Annotated in this window: 15 protein-coding genes; 6 read left to right on the top strand and 9 right to left on the bottom strand. The window is 64.1% G+C overall.

The window, feature by feature from the left end:
- Positions 1–27: 27 nt before the first annotated feature.
- From tsaE to IE166_RS13025, 6 genes are all read left to right on the top strand, one after another.
- Positions 28–1491, top strand: coding sequence for a tRNA (adenosine(37)-N6)-threonylcarbamoyltransferase complex ATPase subunit type 1 TsaE (gene tsaE / locus IE166_RS13050; RefSeq protein ID WP_189505948.1), 1464 nt, complete (start codon positions 28–30; stop codon positions 1489–1491).
- On the top strand, positions 1481–2209 hold the full coding sequence (locus IE166_RS13045) for a nucleotidyltransferase family protein (RefSeq protein WP_244641461.1): 729 nt from the start codon (positions 1481–1483) through the stop codon (positions 2207–2209). The genes tsaE and IE166_RS13045 overlap by 11 nt, the downstream gene beginning before the upstream one ends.
- The gene (gene addB, locus IE166_RS13040; protein WP_189504495.1) at positions 2206–5346 is read left to right on the top strand and encodes a double-strand break repair protein AddB; all 3141 of its coding nucleotides are present in this window, start codon (positions 2206–2208) and stop codon (positions 5344–5346) included. Before IE166_RS13045 ends, addB begins: the two co-directional genes overlap by 4 nt.
- Complete coding sequence (gene addA, locus IE166_RS13035; RefSeq protein ID WP_189504494.1) at positions 5343–8831, top strand: double-strand break repair helicase AddA; 3489 nt, start codon at positions 5343–5345, stop codon at positions 8829–8831. The genes addB and addA overlap by 4 nt, the downstream gene beginning before the upstream one ends.
- A 91-nt stretch (positions 8832–8922) precedes the next feature.
- Positions 8923–9243 (top strand): thioredoxin, encoded by a 321-nt coding sequence (gene trxA / locus IE166_RS13030; RefSeq protein WP_189504492.1) that lies wholly within the window; start codon positions 8923–8925, stop codon positions 9241–9243.
- A gap of 65 nt (positions 9244–9308) precedes the next feature.
- On the top strand, positions 9309–10232 hold the full coding sequence (locus tag IE166_RS13025; RefSeq protein ID WP_189504490.1) for a DMT family transporter: 924 nt from the start codon (positions 9309–9311) through the stop codon (positions 10230–10232).
- Positions 10233–10248: 16 nt separating this feature from the next.
- Here IE166_RS13025 and IE166_RS13020 read toward each other — a convergent pair whose 3' ends face one another.
- The 9 genes from IE166_RS13020 to IE166_RS12980 all read right to left on the bottom strand — a co-directional run bounded on the left by IE166_RS13020 (position 10249) and on the right by IE166_RS12980 (position 17485).
- Positions 10249–11592, bottom strand: coding sequence for a bifunctional folylpolyglutamate synthase/dihydrofolate synthase (locus IE166_RS13020; RefSeq protein WP_189504488.1), 1344 nt, complete (start codon positions 11590–11592; stop codon positions 10249–10251).
- A gap of 19 nt (positions 11593–11611) precedes the next feature.
- Positions 11612–12535, bottom strand: a complete 924-nt coding sequence (accD, locus tag IE166_RS13015; RefSeq protein ID WP_189504486.1) for an acetyl-CoA carboxylase, carboxyltransferase subunit beta — start codon at positions 12533–12535, stop codon at positions 11612–11614.
- A 39-nt stretch (positions 12536–12574) separates the two neighbouring features.
- A complete protein-coding gene (gene trpA / locus IE166_RS13010) occupies positions 12575–13414 on the bottom strand; it encodes a tryptophan synthase subunit alpha (RefSeq protein WP_189504484.1) in 840 nt (279 codons plus the stop codon).
- Positions 13411–13911: a hypothetical protein gene (locus IE166_RS20685; RefSeq protein WP_244641460.1), complete on the bottom strand. Its 501-nt coding sequence runs from the start codon at positions 13909–13911 to the stop codon at positions 13411–13413. The genes trpA and IE166_RS20685 overlap by 4 nt, the downstream gene beginning before the upstream one ends.
- A 93-nt stretch (positions 13912–14004) precedes the next feature.
- Complete coding sequence (locus IE166_RS13000) at positions 14005–14196, bottom strand: ribbon-helix-helix domain-containing protein (protein WP_189504482.1); 192 nt, start codon at positions 14194–14196, stop codon at positions 14005–14007.
- Between the two features lie 65 nt (positions 14197–14261).
- The gene (trpB, locus tag IE166_RS12995; RefSeq protein WP_189504480.1) at positions 14262–15482 is read right to left on the bottom strand and encodes a tryptophan synthase subunit beta; all 1221 of its coding nucleotides are present in this window, start codon (positions 15480–15482) and stop codon (positions 14262–14264) included.
- 23 nt (positions 15483–15505) lie between these two features.
- The gene (locus IE166_RS12990) at positions 15506–16156 is read right to left on the bottom strand and encodes a phosphoribosylanthranilate isomerase (protein ID WP_189504478.1); all 651 of its coding nucleotides are present in this window, start codon (positions 16154–16156) and stop codon (positions 15506–15508) included.
- Positions 16157–16184: 28 nt separating this feature from the next.
- Positions 16185–16946 carry a M48 family metallopeptidase gene (locus IE166_RS12985; RefSeq protein ID WP_189504476.1) on the bottom strand — a complete coding sequence of 254 codons (762 nt, stop codon included), beginning with the start codon at positions 16944–16946 and terminating at the stop codon, positions 16185–16187.
- 101 nt (positions 16947–17047) lie between these two features.
- A complete protein-coding gene (locus IE166_RS12980; RefSeq protein WP_189504474.1) occupies positions 17048–17485 on the bottom strand; it encodes a DUF2852 domain-containing protein in 438 nt (145 codons plus the stop codon).
- Positions 17486–17587 lie beyond the last annotated feature (102 nt).

The following is a 17587-nucleotide window of genomic DNA, read 5'->3' as shown; positions in this document are numbered from 1 at the left end:
ACCTTGCAGGTGGATGGCGAAACCGCGATGAGCAGGCTGGGCGCCGATCTCGCGTTGGCGCTGAAAGCCGGCGACGTGCTGGCGCTGTCGGGCGATCTTGGCGCGGGCAAGTCGACATTGGCACGGGCGATGATCTGTGCATTGGCTGGTAATCCCGACCTTGATGTGCCGAGCCCGACCTTCACGCTGGTGCAGGAGTACCAAGCGCGGCTGCCCGTTCTCCATGCCGATCTTTACCGCATTGGCTCGCCTGATGAACTCGACGAACTCGGCCTTGATGAAGCGGCCGAACGTGGTGTGGTGCTGGTGGAATGGCCGGAGCGTGCGGAGGGCAATCTGCCGGGCAATCCTGTGGCCGTTACGATCGAGCCATCCGGTAAGGGCCGCCGGATTACGTTCGACGGACCTGCTTTCACGTTGGCGCGCATCCAGCGCTCTCTCGCCATTCGCGACTTTCTCGCGGAAGCAGGGCAAGGGGAAGCCGACCGCATTTTCATGTTCGGTGATGCGTCAACCCGCGCTTACGAAACGATCACGCAGCCCGACACGCCGATCCGCATCCTGATGGACGCGCCGAAGCGCCCGGACGGTCCGCCGATCCGCAACAACAAGCCCTACAGCCAGATCGCCCATCTCGCCGAAAGCGTCACGCCTTTCGTGGCGATCGGCAATGCCTTGCGGCAGCGTGGCCTGGCCGCGCCGGCGATCCATGCGGAGGATCTCGACCAGGGCCTGCTGTTGATCGAGCATCTCGGCCACGGCAATTTTCTCGATGATGGTAAGCCGGTCGCCGAGCGCTACCACCTCGCCGCCGAGGTGCTCGCCGCCTTCCATGCTCAGCCGTTCCCTGCCACGCTGCCGGTCGGCGGCGGCACCTACGTCGTGCCCGCCTATGATCGCGATGCCCTCACGATCGAAGCCGAGCTGTTGAGCGACTGGTATCTGCCTTATTTCACCGGCAAGCCGGCTTCGGACACTCTGCGCGCTGCCTATGGCGCCGCCTGGAACCAAGTCTGCGACCAGCTGGACACGGCCGAAAAGCATCTCGTGATCCGCGATTACCATTCCCCGAACCTGATCTGGCGCCCTGAAGAAAGCGGCTTGAACCGCATCGGCGTGATCGACTTCCAGGACGCCTTGATCGGCCCATCTGCCTACGACGTCGCCTCGCTCGCCATGGACGCCCGAGTCGACATCGATCCGGCGCTGGAAGCATGGACCAAGGCTGCCTACGTCGCCGCGCGAAAGGCTCAAGGCACCTTCGACGTGGAAGGCTTCGAGCGTGCCTATGCGATCATGGCCGCGCAACGCAACGCCAAAATCCTCGGCATTTTCGTGCGGTTGAACGAGCGCGACAGCAAGCCGGTCTATCTCAAGCACCTGCCGCGCATCCGCAGCTATTTCGCGCGCGCGATTGCGCATCCCGCGCTTGATCCCGTCCGCCGCTTCGTCGAGGACAACGGCATTCTGGCACCTGCCGATGCAAGGTGAAACACCCCGCACGGCCATGGTGCTCGCCGCCGGTCTCGGCAAGCGTATGCGGCCGATTACCGACACGATCCCCAAGCCGTTGGTGCCGGTGGCCGGCAAGACGCTGCTCGATTGGGGGCTGAACGCGCTGCAGGCCGAGGGCGTCGAGCGGGCCGTCGTCAACGTGCATTATCTTGCCGACCTGATCGAGGCGCATGTGGCCTCGCGCCAATCGCCGCGCATCACGATCTCCGACGAACGCACCGAACTGCTGGATTCCGCCGGCGGCATCGTCAACGCGCTGCCGCAGCTTGGGGAAAAGCCCTTCTATATCCTCAATGCCGACACGTTTTGGCTGGACCAACAGCCCTCAAGCCTGTCCCGTCTGGCTGGGCTGTGGGACGAAGCGCGGATGGATATCCTGCTGATGTTGGCTTCCATGGATGATGTAACCGGCCATTCTGGTTCGACCGATTTCCTCATCGATGGGGAAGGGCAACTAGCACGCGCCAAGGATCCGGCCGGCCTCGTTTATGCCGGCGCCGGCATCGTCCACCCCCGCATCTTCGCCGGCGCGGAAGCCACCCCGCATTCGCTCAACGCCTATTTCGACCGCGCCATCACTGACGGCCGCCTTCATGGCATGGTCATGCGCGGGCGCTGGATCACCGTCGGCACGCCGGACGCGATCGCTCCCGCCGAAGCCACCGTTGCTGCATGGCGGCAGCAGGCGCAATGACGCCGCGCGCCGCCGGGCCGCGCGTCTTCAACATTCCCGCCGGCCTGCCGTTTCTGCCCACGCTGGTTGAAGCTGTCCGCAGCGGGCGCTTCCACGAGGAGGCGAACTGGCGCGGCGATGATCCGCTGGCGCTGTCCGCCACCACGATCTTCGTGCCGACCCGCCGTGCCGCGCGCGAATTGCGCAGCCTGTTCGTGGAAATGGGCGAGGGCCGCGCCTCGATCCTGCCCACCATCCGCCCGCTTGGCGAGTTCGAGGAAGACCGCGTCCTTTTCGAAAGCGCGGATCATTCCACTGTCGATCTTGATCCGCCGGTCGCCGCGCTCGACCGCCTGCTGCATCTCGCTCCGCTTGTGCGCCGCTGGATCGAGCGCCTGCCCGGCCACCTTGCCGCGTTGTACGGCGAGGACGTCGTGGTGCCGGCCTCGTCCGCCGATGCGCTGTGGCTGGCGCGCGATCTCACCGACCTTATGGACGAGATCGAAACGGAAGGCGCCGACTGGTCGAAGCTCGGCGACCTCGTGCCGGAAGGCCTCGCCAACTGGTGGCAGGTGACGCTGGCCTTTTTGTCGATCGTTTCCGAGCAATGGCCGGCGATGCTGGCTGAACTGGGCCGCAGCAATCCCGCCGCCCATCGCAACGCCCTGATCCGCACTGAGGCCGCCCGCCTGCAACGCAATCCGCCCGCCGGTCCGGTGATCGTCGCCGGATCCACCGGTTCGATCCCCGCAACCGCCGAGCTTCTAAGTGTCATCGCGCGCTTACCGAACGGAGCGATCGTGCTTCCCGGCCTCGACCAGAGCCTGGACAATGCGGCGTGGAACGCGATCGGCCGATCGGCTGAAGACCCCAGCGTCTACGGCCATCCGCAATACCAGCTGCGCAAGCTGATCGCGCACCTGCGCGTGCTGCGCGGTGATGTCGAAGCGATCGCCGATGCGCCGGCTCACCGCACGCTGCGTCTCGCGGCCCTGTCCGAAGCGCTGCGCCCGGCCGACACGACCGATGCCTGGGCCGAGCACCGCAGCGCCTATAGCCAGAGCGATCTCGATGCCGCCTTCGCCGGCGTCACCCTGCTGGATGCGCCCACCGAGCGCGACGAGGCGCTGGCAATCGCGATCGCGCTGCGCCAGGCCATCGAGGAGCCCGGCCAGACAGCCGCGTTGGTCACCGGCGACCGCATTTTGGCACGCCGGGTGAGCGCGGAACTGCGCCGCTTCGGCATCACGGCCGATGACTCCGGCGGTACGCCCCTGTTCAAGACGCCACCCGCAACGCTTCTGTTGCAGGCTGTGCGCGCGGTGTTTTCGCCTGGCGATCCCGTCGCGATCCTGTCTCTGCTGAAACACCCGTTGCTGTCGCTCGGGCTGGAACGCACCACCGTGCGGCGCGCGGCAGAGATGATCGAGCTGGTCGCGTTGCGCGGCGGCACTGGCCGACCGGACATCGCGACGCTCGCCACCCTGTTCGAAGACCGTTTCTCCGACCTCGGTGCGTCTGAGCGCAAACCCTTCTGGCTGCCGCGCATCGACGGTGCCAAGCTCGAGGCCGCCCGCAGCGTCTTGGTCGCGCTCGAACAAGCATTGGTGCCGCTGGTGGCGCTGCGCGAAGGCGGCCGCTTCGCCACGGAGACGGCGGCGCGGATCTCCGTCGAGGTGCTGGAAGCGCTCGGCCGCTCCGCCGACGGCTCGCTGACCGAGCTTTATGCAGGCGACGCCGGAGCAGGCATCGCCGATTTCCTGCGCGCGCTGATCGGCACACAAGCCGGCTACGAAATCTTGGCCGGCGAGTGGCCGGGCGTGTTGGATGCGCTGATCGCGCCGGAAGCGGTTAAGCCGTCGATTGCCGGCGATGGCCGCATTGCGATCTGGGGCGCGCTCGAAGCACGGCTGCAAACGGTCGACCTTCTGGTGGTCGGCGGGCTTAACGAAGGCACCTGGCCGCGTCGCGCCGAGCCGGATCGCTTCCTGTCGCGCGGCATGAAGAGCGGCCTGTCACTGGAACCGCCGGAACGGCGCATCGGCCAGGCAGCGCATGATTTCATGATGGCGCTGGGCGGCGAGCGGGTGATCCTGTCGCGTGCCGCCCGCTCCGGCGACGCGCCCGCCGTGCCCTCGCGCTGGCTGCAACGGCTGACGACTTTCCTTGGCGAAGAGGTCGCGGAAACCGCGCGCGCGCGCGGACGCATCCTGCTTGGCTGGGCGCAGAAGCTGGACGAGCGACAGGACGTGCCCTTCGCGCCCCGCCCCAATCCGAAGCCGCCCCTTCCTGCGCGCCCGAAGCACTTTTCCGTCACCGAGATCGAAACGCTGCGTCGCGATCCTTACGCGATCTATGCCAAGCGCGTGCTGAAACTTCAGCCGCTCGATGAAGTGCTGCGCGACCCGAGCGTGGCCGAGCGCGGCAATCTCTTCCACGACATCCTGCACGGTTTTACGGCAGCCAGGATCGATCCGCACGCACCTGACGCGCTCGACCGACTGATCGGGATCGGCAACGCAGCGTTCGACGAAGCGGCGCTGCCGGATGATCTCCGCGTCGTCTGGTGGCCGCGCTTCGAGGCGATGGCCGTCAACATCATCGCCTGGGAACAGGAGCAGGCCGAAAAGCACCCCACGCGCCATTCCGAGCTGGTAGCAGGCGGCACCACGGTCGGCAGCACCAGCGTGACACTCGGCGGACGCGCCGACCGCATTGACCTGCTGCCCGGCGGCATGGCCGATATTCTCGACTACAAGACCGGTTCTTCGCCCTCCAAGCGGCAGGCGCATATGCTAGTCGCGCCGCAGCTTGCGCTGGAAGCCGCTCTTCTGCGGCGCGGCGCCTTTGCCGATCTGGACAAGGCCGAGCCCGCCGAACTCGCTTACATCCGCCTTAAGCCGAACGGCGCGGTGGAGCCGGAGTCGATCCTGGAAATCAAGGGCGCCAACGCCTCCCTGCGCAGCGCCGCCGATCTGGCGGAAGACGCCTGGGCGCGGCTGGAAACGCTCATCAAGCATTATGCCGATCCCCACAGCGGCTACCTGTCCCGTGCGCTGCCCTTCCGCGAAACCGAAACGTCAGGCGATTACGACCATCTCGCGCGCGTGCTCGAATGGTCGGCGGGTGCGGAAAGCGGCGAGGGGGGCGAGGAATGAGCGCGCGCTTCATCGTTCCCGAAGACACGCTGCGCGACCAGAAGCTGGCGTCCGACCCCGGTATCTCCGTTTGGGTGTCGGCCCATGCCGGTTCGGGCAAGACGCATGTGCTGTCGCAGCGCGTGGTGCGGCTGCTTTTGTCCGGCACCGATCCCTCGCGCATCCTTTGCCTGACCTACACCAAGGCCGCCGCCGCCAATATGGCGAACCGCATTTTCCGCGATCTCGGTCGCTGGACGATGCTGGATGATGCGTCGCTCGCCAAGGAAATCGCCGCTATCGAAGGCAGCGCCAATGCCGGTACGGTCAGGCGGGCGCGGCGGCTGTTTGCGCAGGCGCTGGAAACGCCGGGCGGGCTGAAGATCCAGACCATCCACGCCTTCTGCGAAGCGCTGCTGCATCAGTTTCCGCTGGAAGCCAACATCGCCGGCCATTTCGAGCTGCTGGAAGGTCAGGCGGCCACCGCACTCCTGGCGCAGGCGCGGCGCGAACTGCTGCTCGGCACCCGCAACGAACCGGATCTGGCCGATGCCTTTGCGACCGTTCTCCAGCGCGGCGGCGAGAGCGGGCTCGACCGGCTGCTGGACGAGATCGTCGCCAAGCGCGATGACCTGCAAGCCGCGATCACCGATCTGGATGTCGGCGACCTCCTGGCCGAGCATGGTTTCGGTACGGATGAGACGGCCGAGACGCTGAGCGAAGCCTTGTGGCCCGACGCTTACTTCGATGCCGCTCTGGCCGAGACGGTCGCCCAATGTGCGGCGAATAAGGTCCGCGCGGCGGATTTCGCTGCCGGTCTGAGCGCGGTCTGCAAGGCTGAGCCATCTGACTGTTTCGTGCTGCTTTCCAAGCTTTTCCTCACTGCATCTGGCGAGCCGCGCAAGCCCGGCCAGATCGCGGCGAAAGAGGTGGTCGCGCTCTTCCCCGACTTCGCCGAGGAATTCACTCGGCTAGCCGAAGCGCTGGTCGCCTGCCGCGACCGCATCGCGCTCCTGGAGATGCTCAGGGCGACACAGGCCGCGCTCACCATTGCCGACCGCCTGATCGGCAACTATTCGCGCCTCAAACATGCCGGCGGCTTCCTTGATTTCGAGGACCTGATCCGCCGCACCATCGCGCTGCTTGCCCGCTCGGACGCCGGTCCCTGGGTGCGCTATCGGCTGGATCAGGGCATCGACCACATTCTGGTGGACGAGGCGCAGGATACGAGCCCGCAACAGTGGGAGGTAATCCGCGCTTTGTCCGGCGAGTTCTTCGTCGGCGAAGGGGCGCGGGCAGAGGCCGAACGCACCATCTTCGCCGTGGGCGACGAGAAGCAGTCGATCTACTCCTTCCAGGGCGCGGAGCCGGAAAGCTTCGATCTCAATCGGCGTGCGTTCAAGACGCATGTCGAAGGGGCCGAAAAGCGCTTCGAAACCGTAAAGCTGCAACGCTCCTTCCGCTCGACCTGGGACGTTCTGTCCGCCGTCGATCTCGTTTTCTCGACGGCTGAGCGCCGGCGCGGGCTGACGCAGGATGGCGTGGCCTTCGAGCACAAGGCGATCCGGATCGAGCCCGGTTCGGTGGAAGCCTGGCCCTTCGTCGGCGCGACCAGCGTCGAGGAACCGGACGACTGGACGATCGCCATCGACCATGCCTCCGCACCCGCCGTTCAGGTGGCCGAACAGATCGCGACCCGTGTCGATGGCTGGCTGAAAAACAACACGATCCTGCCCGGCAAGGGCCGCCCGATCCGCCCCGGCGACGTCATGGTGCTGGTGCGCAAGCGCGACAGCTTCATTCACGCGCTGTCGCGCGCGCTGAAGAATCGCCGGATCGATGTAGCGGGCGCCGATCGTCTCAGCCTGCCCGGCCACATCGCGGTGCAGGATCTGGTGGCGCTCGGCCGCGTCGTGCTACAGCCGGAAGACGACCTGTCTCTCGCCGCTCTGCTGAAAAGCCCGATCTTGGGGCTGGACGAGGAAACGTTGTTCGCGCTCTCGCATGGCCGTCCGGACGGCGTGTCGCTCTACCAAAGTCTACGGCGAGCGGCCGGCGACGACCTGATCCTGAAATCCGTGCTCGACCAGCTCACCACCTGGCGCAACGAAGCCGGCTTCAAACCGGCCTTCGAGTTCTATGCCGCCGTACTGGGTCGTGATGGAATCCGGCAAAAGATGATCTCGCGGTTGGGCCATGAAGCCGGCGAAATCCTGGACGAGTTCCTGAACTTCCTGCTGGGCGCCGAGCGCGCCGGGCCGCCCGATCTCGAAAGTGTCTTGTCGCTGCTCGACCAGTCCGGCCCGGACATCAAGCGCGAGATGGACCAAACGCGCAACGAGATCCGCATCATGACGGTGCATGCCGCCAAGGGCCTGGAAGCACCGATCGTGTTTCTGGTGGACAGCGGCGGCGAGCCCTTCATCGCCAGCCATCTGCCGCGCCTGCTGGCTTACGAGACGCCGGATCGCGCCCGCCGCAAACGCTTTCTGTGGCGCGCCGGCAAGGACCTGAACAACAGCGTTGCCGCCGCGATCGAAGCGCAACTGAAGGACAAGGCCGAGGACGAATATCGCCGCCTGCTTTATGTCGGCATGACGCGCGCCGAGGACCAGCTCATTGTCTGCGGCTATCATGGCAAGCGCGGCCCGACCAACCCGACCTGGCTCACCATGGTGCGCGAAGGGCTGGAAGATCAGCCGGAAACGACCGTAACCGCCTTGCCGGACGATCGCGGCTCCGTGCTGCATTATCAGGTGACGAAGCAGCCCGTCCTGTTGAAGGAAGCCACACAAGCCGCCGCGATCCAGCCGCCGGCCTTCCCCGCCTTCCTGCGTGGCAAGGCTCCCTCCGCCCCGCGACTGCCGAGGCCGCTGGCACCGTCGCGGGCTGCGGCGTTGATCGAAACGACGGCAGCGGATGCGCCGACGCCGCGCTCGCCTGTGCTCGATCAGCAGCTCGAACCCTCCTTCGCCATCGCGCGCGGCAACGCCATCCACCGTCTGCTTCAGATCCTGCCGGACATGCAGCCGGAGGAGCGCCCTGCTGCAGCGGAGCGCTACCTGAACCGCATCGGTGCGGCATGGCAGCCGAACGAACGGGAAGCCGCATTGCGTTCCGTCTTCGCCGTGCTGGACGACGAGCGCTTCGGCTGCCTGTTTGCTCCGGGCTCGCGCGCGGAAGTCTCCGTCATGGGCACGCTGGACCTCGGCGGCACGCCGCGTGCCATTGCCGGAACGATCGACCGGCTAGCCGTCACAGGCGAAGGCGTGCTGATCCTCGATTACAAGACCAACCGCCCACCGCCTGCTGATCTCGACGCCGTCCCCGACACCTACATCCTGCAGCTCGCGCTTTACCGAGCCCTTCTCGCTGATCTCTATCCCGGTCGTCGAATCGAAGCCGCACTGCTTTTCACCGAAGCGCCGCGCCTAATTGCGCTGCCGGCCGAGCGCCTGAATGCAGCATTGGCGGGATTGAACAGAGCATCAACGCAACACGCTTGACGCCGTTAACCCAAAGGCCCACATCTCGCCCGAACGGCTCGCTGCATCCTCCCCTTTGAGCGGGCCCATCAACATCTGAAGGACTTTCGCAATGGCTACCGTCAAGGTCGACAAGAACAATTTCGATGCCGACGTGCTCCAGTCCAACGAGCCGGTCGTTGTCGACTTCTGGGCGGAATGGTGCGGCCCGTGCAAGATGATTGCGCCCGCGCTGGAAGAGATTTCGCAGGAGATGGGCGGCAAGGTGAAGATCGCCAAGCTCAACATCGACGAGAACCCGGAACTGGCCGCCCAGTTCGGCGTCCGCTCGATCCCCACGCTCATGATGTTCAAGGCCGGCGAAGTGGCCGACATGAAGGTCGGCGCCGCGCCCAAGACTGCTTTGTCGTCCTGGATCAACGGCAACGTCTGACATTTTCTATCAGACTATGCGAAAGCCCGGCAAACAAGCCGGGCTTTTTTCATGAGGAAACGACCATGAGCGCGTTGAGCAGGCGGCTGACTTCATCGAACACGGCAGCAGCCGGCGTGATCATCATGCTGGTCGGCCTGTTCATGTTCTCGCTCAACGACGCCATGGGCAAATGGCTGGTGGCGAGCTTTTCCGTCGGCCAGATCCTGCTGGTGCGTTCGATCGGCGCCTTCATTGTTCTCGGCCCCCTGATGACGCGTCGCGGCGGCATGTCCGCGCTGCTTTATCCCGAGCGGCCGATGCTCCAGGTCCTGCGCGTTATTTTTGCTGCGGCCGACACCGGGTTCTTCTACGCCGCCGTCGCTTATCTGCCGCTGGCCGACGTCATGACTTTCTACATGGCCGGGCCGATCTATGTCGCCGCGCTGTCGCATTTTCTGCTTGGCGAGCGGGTTGGATGGAGGCGCTGGTGCGCGATTTTTGTGGGCTTCATCGGCGTGATCATCGTGCTTCGCCCATCGAGTGCGTCCTTGACCTGGCCCTCACTCTTCGGGCTGCTCGGTAGCCTGTCGCTCGCCTTGACGTTGATCCTTAGCCGGCTCTTGCGGACCACATCCGACAGTGTACTCGTCACCTGGCAGTTTATAGGCTCGTTGTTGATCGGCGCTGTTCTGTCGATAGGAGCGTGGAAAATGCCCGACCTGCCGAACCTCTACGCGCTGCTGATGCTCGGCGTTGTGTCCTGCATTGCACACATGATGATGACGCGCTCGCTCAAGCTCGCGTCCGCGGCCCTGCTGGCGCCTTTGCAATATACATTGCTGCTTTGGGCGATTATGATGGGCTGGATCTTCTTCGGCGATGTGCCCGACAGCCAGATTCTGATCGGCTCGGCCGTCATCATCATAGCTGGCCTGTTCATCTTCCACCGCCAGAAGGTGGTAGGTGTTCCACCTGAGTCTGAAACGGCGACAGTCCGCAAAGTCTGACGCCCCCTAGAAGAGCTCAAGCTGGCGGCGTGCCGTTTTCCGCCAGCACCTGACCGGCAAGGTAAAGCGATCCGCCGATCAGGATGCGCGGCGCCACTTCCGTGTCGTCCCAGGTTTCGCGCAACAGGCTGAGCGCATTGCCCACCGATGCGATCGGCTCGGCCGACAAGCCGGCTTCTTCCGCGCGTACCGCCAGCTCGTCATTCGGCACGCCGGCTTCGCTCGAAGCGACGGGCACGGTGAAGACATGGCGCACCATGCCCTTGAACGCTCGGAAATAGTTGGTTTGATCCTTGGTGTTGATCATACCGGCAATCAGGAACAACGGACGCGGGTTGCGGTCTTCCTGATCCGCCAGGGCTTCCGCGATCACCGCGCCGGCACCGGGATTATGCCCGCCGTCGAGCCAGATTTCGGCCCCAACCGGTGCGAGTTCCACCAGCCTGCCTGTTGTCAGCTTCTGCATGCGGCCGGGCCAAGAAACAGCTTCCAGCGCGCGGTCAGCGATGTCGGGCGTCACGTTGAAACCGGCAGCCCGCACGGCGGCAATGGCTGCGGCGGCATTGGCGTATTGGTGGCGGCCCGGCAGTTTTGGTCGGGTCAGATCCATCAGGCCGGTGTCGTCCTGATAGATCATCCGGCCGTTTTCCTCGAAAGCAAAGAAGTCCTGACCATAGATGGCGGCCGGTGCACCAAGCCGCTCGGCGGTCGATTCCAGCACCTCGCGCGCGGCTTCGCTTTCCTGCGCACCGATCACCACCGGCGCGCCCCGCTTGATGATACCGGCCTTTTCCGCCGCGATCAGCTCGGCCCGGTCTCCGAGATAGGCTTCATGGTCGAGCGACACCGGCATGATCACGCTGGTCGCCGGGCGCTTGATCACGTTGGTGGCGTCGAACCGCCCGCCCAATCCCACTTCGACGATCGCGACGTCGGCGGGATGCTCGGAAAACAGCACGAACATCACCGCCGTCAGGATCTCGAAGACGGTGATCGTTTCGCCATTGTTGGCGTCCGCAACGCGGTTGATCGCGTCGGTCAGCACATCGTCATCGACCAGCCTGCCGCCGCCGGGCGCGCCTAGACGATAGCGCTCATGCCAGTTCACGAGATGCGGGGACGTATGCACGTGCACGATCCGCCCATCCGCTTCCAGAAGCGCGCGCGAAAAGGCCGCGCAGGAGCCCTTGCCATTGGTGCCGGCGATATGGATCACCGGCGGCACATGATCCTGCGGATTGCCGAGCCGCTCGAGCAGGCGCGTGACCCGGTCCAAGGACAGGTCGAAGCCCTTGGGATGAAGCGTCATCAGCCGCTCGATCGCGCGGGCAGCCTGACTTTCCTGTGTGGCGGCGCTCATGCGGAAGCCGGTCTGATCGTCAAGCGTGCGCCGGAACAGGCGCTTCGTCGCTCGCCACTGGCGGCAAGGCTTCAGGGTCGATTAGCGCACCCGGCGGCTGCTTCATTAAAAGCCGCAGCAGGCGGGCAAGCGTCGCCTTCAGTTCGAGGCGCGACACCACCATGTCCACCATGCCGTGTTCCATCAGGTATTCCGCGCGCTGGAACCCCTCTGGCAGCTTTTCGCGAATGGTCTGCTCGATCACCCGTGGTCCGGCAAAGCCGATCAAGGCGCCGGGTTCGGCAATATGGATGTCACCCAGCATAGCATAGGAAGCGGTCACACCGCCGGTTGTCGGGTTGGTCAGCACGACGATGTAAGGCAGGCCGGCTTCCTTCAGCCGGTCCACGGCCACCGTGGTGCGCGCCAGCTGCATCAGGGACAGGATGCCTTCCTGCATGCGCGCCCCGCCGGACGCCGCAAACAGCACCAGCGGCAGCTTCTTCTCGACCGCGTTTTCAAAGCCGCGAATGATCGCGTCGCCCGCGGCCATGCCAAGCGATCCGCCCATGAAGGAGAAATCCTGAACGGTGACTGCGATCGGCAGGCCATCGATCTCACCGGTGGCATTGATGATCGTGTCTTCCATGCCGGTCTTGGCACGGTTTTCCTTGAGGCGGTCGATGTAGCGCTTCTCGTCGCGGAAACGCAGCGGATCCACGGCGACCTTGGGGTTCTCCAGGGTGTCGTAATGGCCTTCATCGAACAGGAAGCGCAGGCGCTCCTTGCCCTTGATCTTCATGTGGTGGCCCGACGACGGCACCACGAACTGATTTTCTTCCAGGTCCTTGTGGAAGATCATCTCGCCGGAATCCGGATCCTTGATCCAGAGGTTTTCCGGCATGTCGCGCCGGCCGAGCATGGAGTTGATCTTCGGGCGAACGTAGTTGGTGATCCAGTTCATGGCTGGCTCTCCGTTATCTGAGCAAACAAAATGGGGCGATCAGCCGGCATGGGCAAGGCGCGCCTGCCGCACTCCTTGTGCAAGGCCGCTGATCAGGGTGGCAACGGCATCCGCGGGATCGGCCGTCATCTGGCCGTCCGGTCCAAGCACATTGGCGACCGCATTGACGATCGCCGTGCCGACCACAACGCCATCGGCCGAAGCGCCGATCACCCGCGCCTGCTCGGCCGTCTTGACGCCGAAGCCGACGCAAACCGGCAGATCCGTATGGCTCTTGATGCGCTTCACCGCTTCCGTCACATCGCCGGTATTGGCGAGCGCCGACCCGGTAATACCGTTCATTGACACGTAATATACAAAGCCGGACGTGTTCTCGAGCACCTTCGGCAGGCGCTTCTCGTCGGTGGTGGGCGTCGCCAGGCGGATGAAGTTAATGCCCGCGCGAAGGGCTGGAACGCAAAGCTCCTCGTCCATTTCCGGCGGCAGATCGACCACGATCAACCCATCGACACCGACTTCGCCGGCCTCCTGGAGAAAGCGCTCAACGCCGTAGATATAGATCGGGTTGTAATAGCCCATCATCACGATGGGTGTTTCATTGTCGTCCACCCGGAAGTCGCGCACCATCTGCACCGTCTTGGCGAGCGTCTGGCCGCCCTTCAACGAGCGCAAACCTGCTGCCTGGATCGCGGGACCATCGGCCATCGGATCGGAAAACGGCATGCCGAGCTCGATCACATCCGTGCCCGCCCCTGGCATCGCCTTCATGATCTTGAGCGATGTCGCGTAATCCGGATCACCGCCCATGAAATAGGTCACAAGCGCGGGACGGCCTTCGTCCTTCAGCTTGGCGAAGCGGGCGTCGATGCGGGTGGTCATACAGTCTCTCCGGAAAATCGTCTCGCGATATAGTCCGAAACGGGTTTGTGCGACATCGCTGTTTCCGTCCAGGCGCATCGCTCGAAATCGATAATCGCCAATTCCCAAACGCAGGCAAACAGATGAGGCGGGGCATCTTCGAATTCCGCATCGGGAGCCAGATCGGCGCGCCAAAGTTTTCGGGCACAGATGCCGCCTCCGAGCCACCAATGAAGCAGCAGCCAGCGCCCTTCCTCACCTTCATGCAGGATCGCGAAGCCCGCACCCAGTTGCGGCGTTCGCATCATCTCCGGCTCGGCGTCTATAATACGGGCTTTCGCCTTGTTCAGAACCCCATCGTCGATCGCTTTGCCATCGGCGCAGATCGCGTTGACCTTGATGGACATCGAGCCGACCCGCATCACCTCCTGAAACCGGGCGCGGCGCGGGCGGTAGGTATCCAGCGTCATGTTGCCGTCATCGACATGACGCATGGGCTTGTCGATGTAGGCGGTCACGTTTCGTCGGCTCCTTCAGCCTCAAGTCTCGCTGGGTTAGCGCGACCATCGAAGACGCGCAATATTTCTGTATGGTTATCCGTTCAGGAGCATCTACGAGAGGACGGCGTTTGCTTCTGCCGCATGCTCGCTTAGGAGCTGGCGCTGATGCTTACGGCTTTCGAGATACCAAGTGAGCGCCTGCTCGGCGATGTGTGCAGGTGACACATCCTGCCGCTGCGCTTCCTCTTCGAGGCGGCGATAGGTTTCGGCCTCAATGTGCAGTGAAAGCGGGACTTCACCCATTTCGCACTCCTTCAACACAGGCATCGCAGGCTAGCACAGGCCATGAACCCGCGCCAATGTAAGCCTCAGATCTCCATGCCCATCATGCCGGCAACCGTATGCACGTCCTTATCGCCGCGGCCGGACAGGTTGACGATGATGACCTGGTCCTTGCCCATGGTGGGCGCGAGCTTCACGGCCTGGGCAATGGCGTGGGCGGATTCCAGCGCCGGGATGATGCCTTCGACGCGAGTGGTGAGCTGGAAGGCTTCCAGCGCCTCGTCGTCGAGGATCGGCATATATTCGACGCGCTTGGTGTCGCGCAGGAAGCTGTGCTCGGGGCCGACGCCGGGATAATCGAGGCCAGCCGAGATCGAATGGCCTTCGATGATCTGGCCGTCCTTGTCCTGCAGGAGATAGGTGCGGTTGCCATGCAGAACGCCGGGCTGACCGGCGCTCATGGAGGCGCAATGCTCGACGCCGTCGAGCCCGCGTCCGCCGGCTTCCACGCCGATGATGCGCACGTCGCGATCATCGAGGAAGGGGTGAAACAGGCCGATCGCGTTGGAACCGCCACCGACGGCGGCGATGATCGCATCCGGCAAACGGCCTTCCTGTTCCTGGATCTGCTCACGCGCTTCCGTGCCGATCACGGCCTGGAAGTCGCGCACCATTTCCGGATAGGGGTGCGGGCCGGCGGCGGTGCCGATCAGATAATAGGTATCATGAACATTCGTGACCCAATCGCGCAGGGCCTCGTTCATGGCGTCCTTCAGCGTGCCGTGGCCGGCCGATACCGGATTGACCTGCGCACCGAGCAGCTTCATGCGGAACACGTTCGGCTTCTGCCGCTCCACATCGGTGGCGCCCATGTAAACGACGCAGGGCAGGTTGAAGCGCGCCGAAACGGTGGCCGACGCCACGCCGTGCTGGCCGGCGCCGGTTTCGGCGATAATTCGCGTCTTGCCCATGCGCTTGGCGAGCAGAATCTGGCCAAGGCAGTTGTTGATCTTGTGCGAGCCGGTGTGGTTCAGGTCTTCGCGCTTTAGATAGATCTTGGCGCCGCCGAGATGCCGCGTCAAACCTTCGGCAAAATACAGTTTGGAGGGCCGGCCCGCATAATAGGTAGAGAGCGACTTCAGCTCGGCCTGGAATTCCGGATCGGTCTTGGCCTCGTCCCAATGCTGTTGCAGGTCGAGGATCAGCGGCATCAGCGTTTCCGCGACGAAGCGGCCGCCGAAAATGCCGAACATGCCCTGTTCGTCTGGTCCTGTGCGGAAGGAATTCGGCTCGATCGGCTTGTTCATGCCGTCCTCCTGAAAGATTGAGTTCAAGCCGCGCGCTGTTGAGCGCTGCGGATGGCTGCAAAGAAAGCTTTGATCAGCGCGACATCCTTGATGCCCGGCGCGCTCTCGACACCCGACGAGATGTCCAGTCCGGATGGATGAACGCGCGCCAAGGCGTCGCCGACATTCGACGCGTTGAGCCCTCCGGAAAGCATGTAAGGCAGCGAACCGTCAAGGGTTGCGAGCAGCGACCAATCGAACGTGATGCCATTGCCGCCCGGAAGCTCCGCACCCTTGGGCGGCTTGGCATCGAACAGGAGGCGATCGGCAATGCCGGCAAAACTCTGTGCGCGCACAAGATCGTCGGCCGTCGAGATCGACAGCGCCTTCATGACCGGCAAACCATAGCGCGCTTTCACTGCTGACACGCGCTCCGGCGTTTCGCTGCCATGCAGTTGCAACACATCCGGCTCGACGGCAGACACGATGTCGTCCAGCGCGTCATCATCCGCGTTGACCGTGACGACAACAGCCTGCGCCCGCCCACGCGCCGCCTGCCGCAACGCACCAGCGGTCTCGGCCGACACATTGCGCGGGCTCTTCGTGAAGAAGATGAAGCCGATATGGCTCGCTCCGCCGTCCAGCGCGGCATTGACGGTTTCGGGCGTCGAGAGCCCGCAGATCTTGATGTCCATGGGAAAGGAGATAGCGGCGAGACCCCGTCTATTCAAATGCAATCGCCTGCAAAGCGCCGCCATTCTTCTTCAGCCAGGCCTTGCAGCGCTCGGTCTCGGGGCAAAGCGCCTTGCACAGCGCCCAGAAGTGCGGCCCGTGGTTCATTTCCTTGAGATGCGCGACCTCATGCGCCACGAGGTAGTCGATCACGGCAGGCGGCGCCATCATGATGCGCCACGAAAAGGACAGGCCGCCATCTGCCGTGCAGGAGCCCCAACGGCTCGTCGTGTCCTTGAAGCGGATCGACTTCGCCTTGCGGCCGACGGTTTCCGTATGCTTGGCCACCAGCGCCTCGATATCGCGCTTGGCTTCGCGCTTCAGGAAGTCGCTGATCCGGCGGGGCAGATGCTGCTCATCGCCGTGCACGTGCAGAACCGGGCTGCCATCAACGTCACCGATCGAAACAGAGCCGCGTTTGCCGGTCTCGTGCAGGATGAGATGCGGCACGCCGCGGATGGGGATGCGCACGCCAGCGCGCACTGCCGGCCGGTCGGGATACTTCGCCAGCCGCGTTTCCAGCCAGCCGGTATGGCGCTCGATGAAGCGGTCGACGTCGCGCTGGGAGATGCCGGGCGGCGTGGTGACCCGAAGCCCGCGTCCGCCGACATCGATGCGCAGCGTCAGCCGCGTCGAGCGCTGGTTCTGAACGATCTTGAGCGGCAAGGTGCGCCCCGCCACCGTGAACGCACGATCCACTGGCGGCGCGATGGCCGGTTTGCGCGGACGGGAAAAGGCGGAAAGAAGACCCATGCGGTGAGCTAGCGCGATTCGCGGACAATGAAGAAGGCGCGGCGCATAAAAAACGGCGCCTCGAAAGGCGCCGTTCCATGGTTTGGTTGATCGGGGCGGGATCAGACGCCCGGATCGCGGATCTCCGTCGAACCTTCGCTCGAAGCCGGACGGCTCTTGCGGTTGTTCATGAAACGGTCGAACTCGTCCTGGTCCTTGGCGCGGCGCAGTTCGCGGACATAGGCGTCGAATTCGTCGCGTGCTTCGTCCAGCTTGCGGCGCTCTTCTTCGAGGCGCGTCAGCTCAGCCGAACGCCAATCGTCGAATGCCACATTGCCGGTCGAGTTGAAGCCGCCGCCGAAATGACTCGACCGCTTGGCCGAGCAGTTCTTGAACCAGCCTTCGCCGTTCATCGTGCGCTTGAAACCGTCAAGCCGGTCGCCCCACAGGATGTAGGCCAGCATGGCCAGGCCGAGAGGCCAAAAGACCACGAAGCCGACTACCATGAGCGCAATGGTCGCCGGCGTCCAAGCCGGTCGGATCAGTGCAGTCGTGTGCATTTGCTTGCGTTCCTTCAGTTAGGAAACAACCGACATCGGCTGCTTGAAAAACAGATGGGAGAGCATTTCAGGCAATACAAGACAGCTTTGTTGAAAACCTAA

Origin of the sequence: Tianweitania populi (assembly GCF_014652875.1) — a bacterium.
Taxonomy (GTDB): domain Bacteria; phylum Pseudomonadota; class Alphaproteobacteria; order Rhizobiales; family Rhizobiaceae; genus Tianweitania; species Tianweitania populi.
The sequence above is the reverse complement of the archived record's forward strand: the minus strand, read 5'-3'. Positions and strand labels throughout refer to the sequence as shown.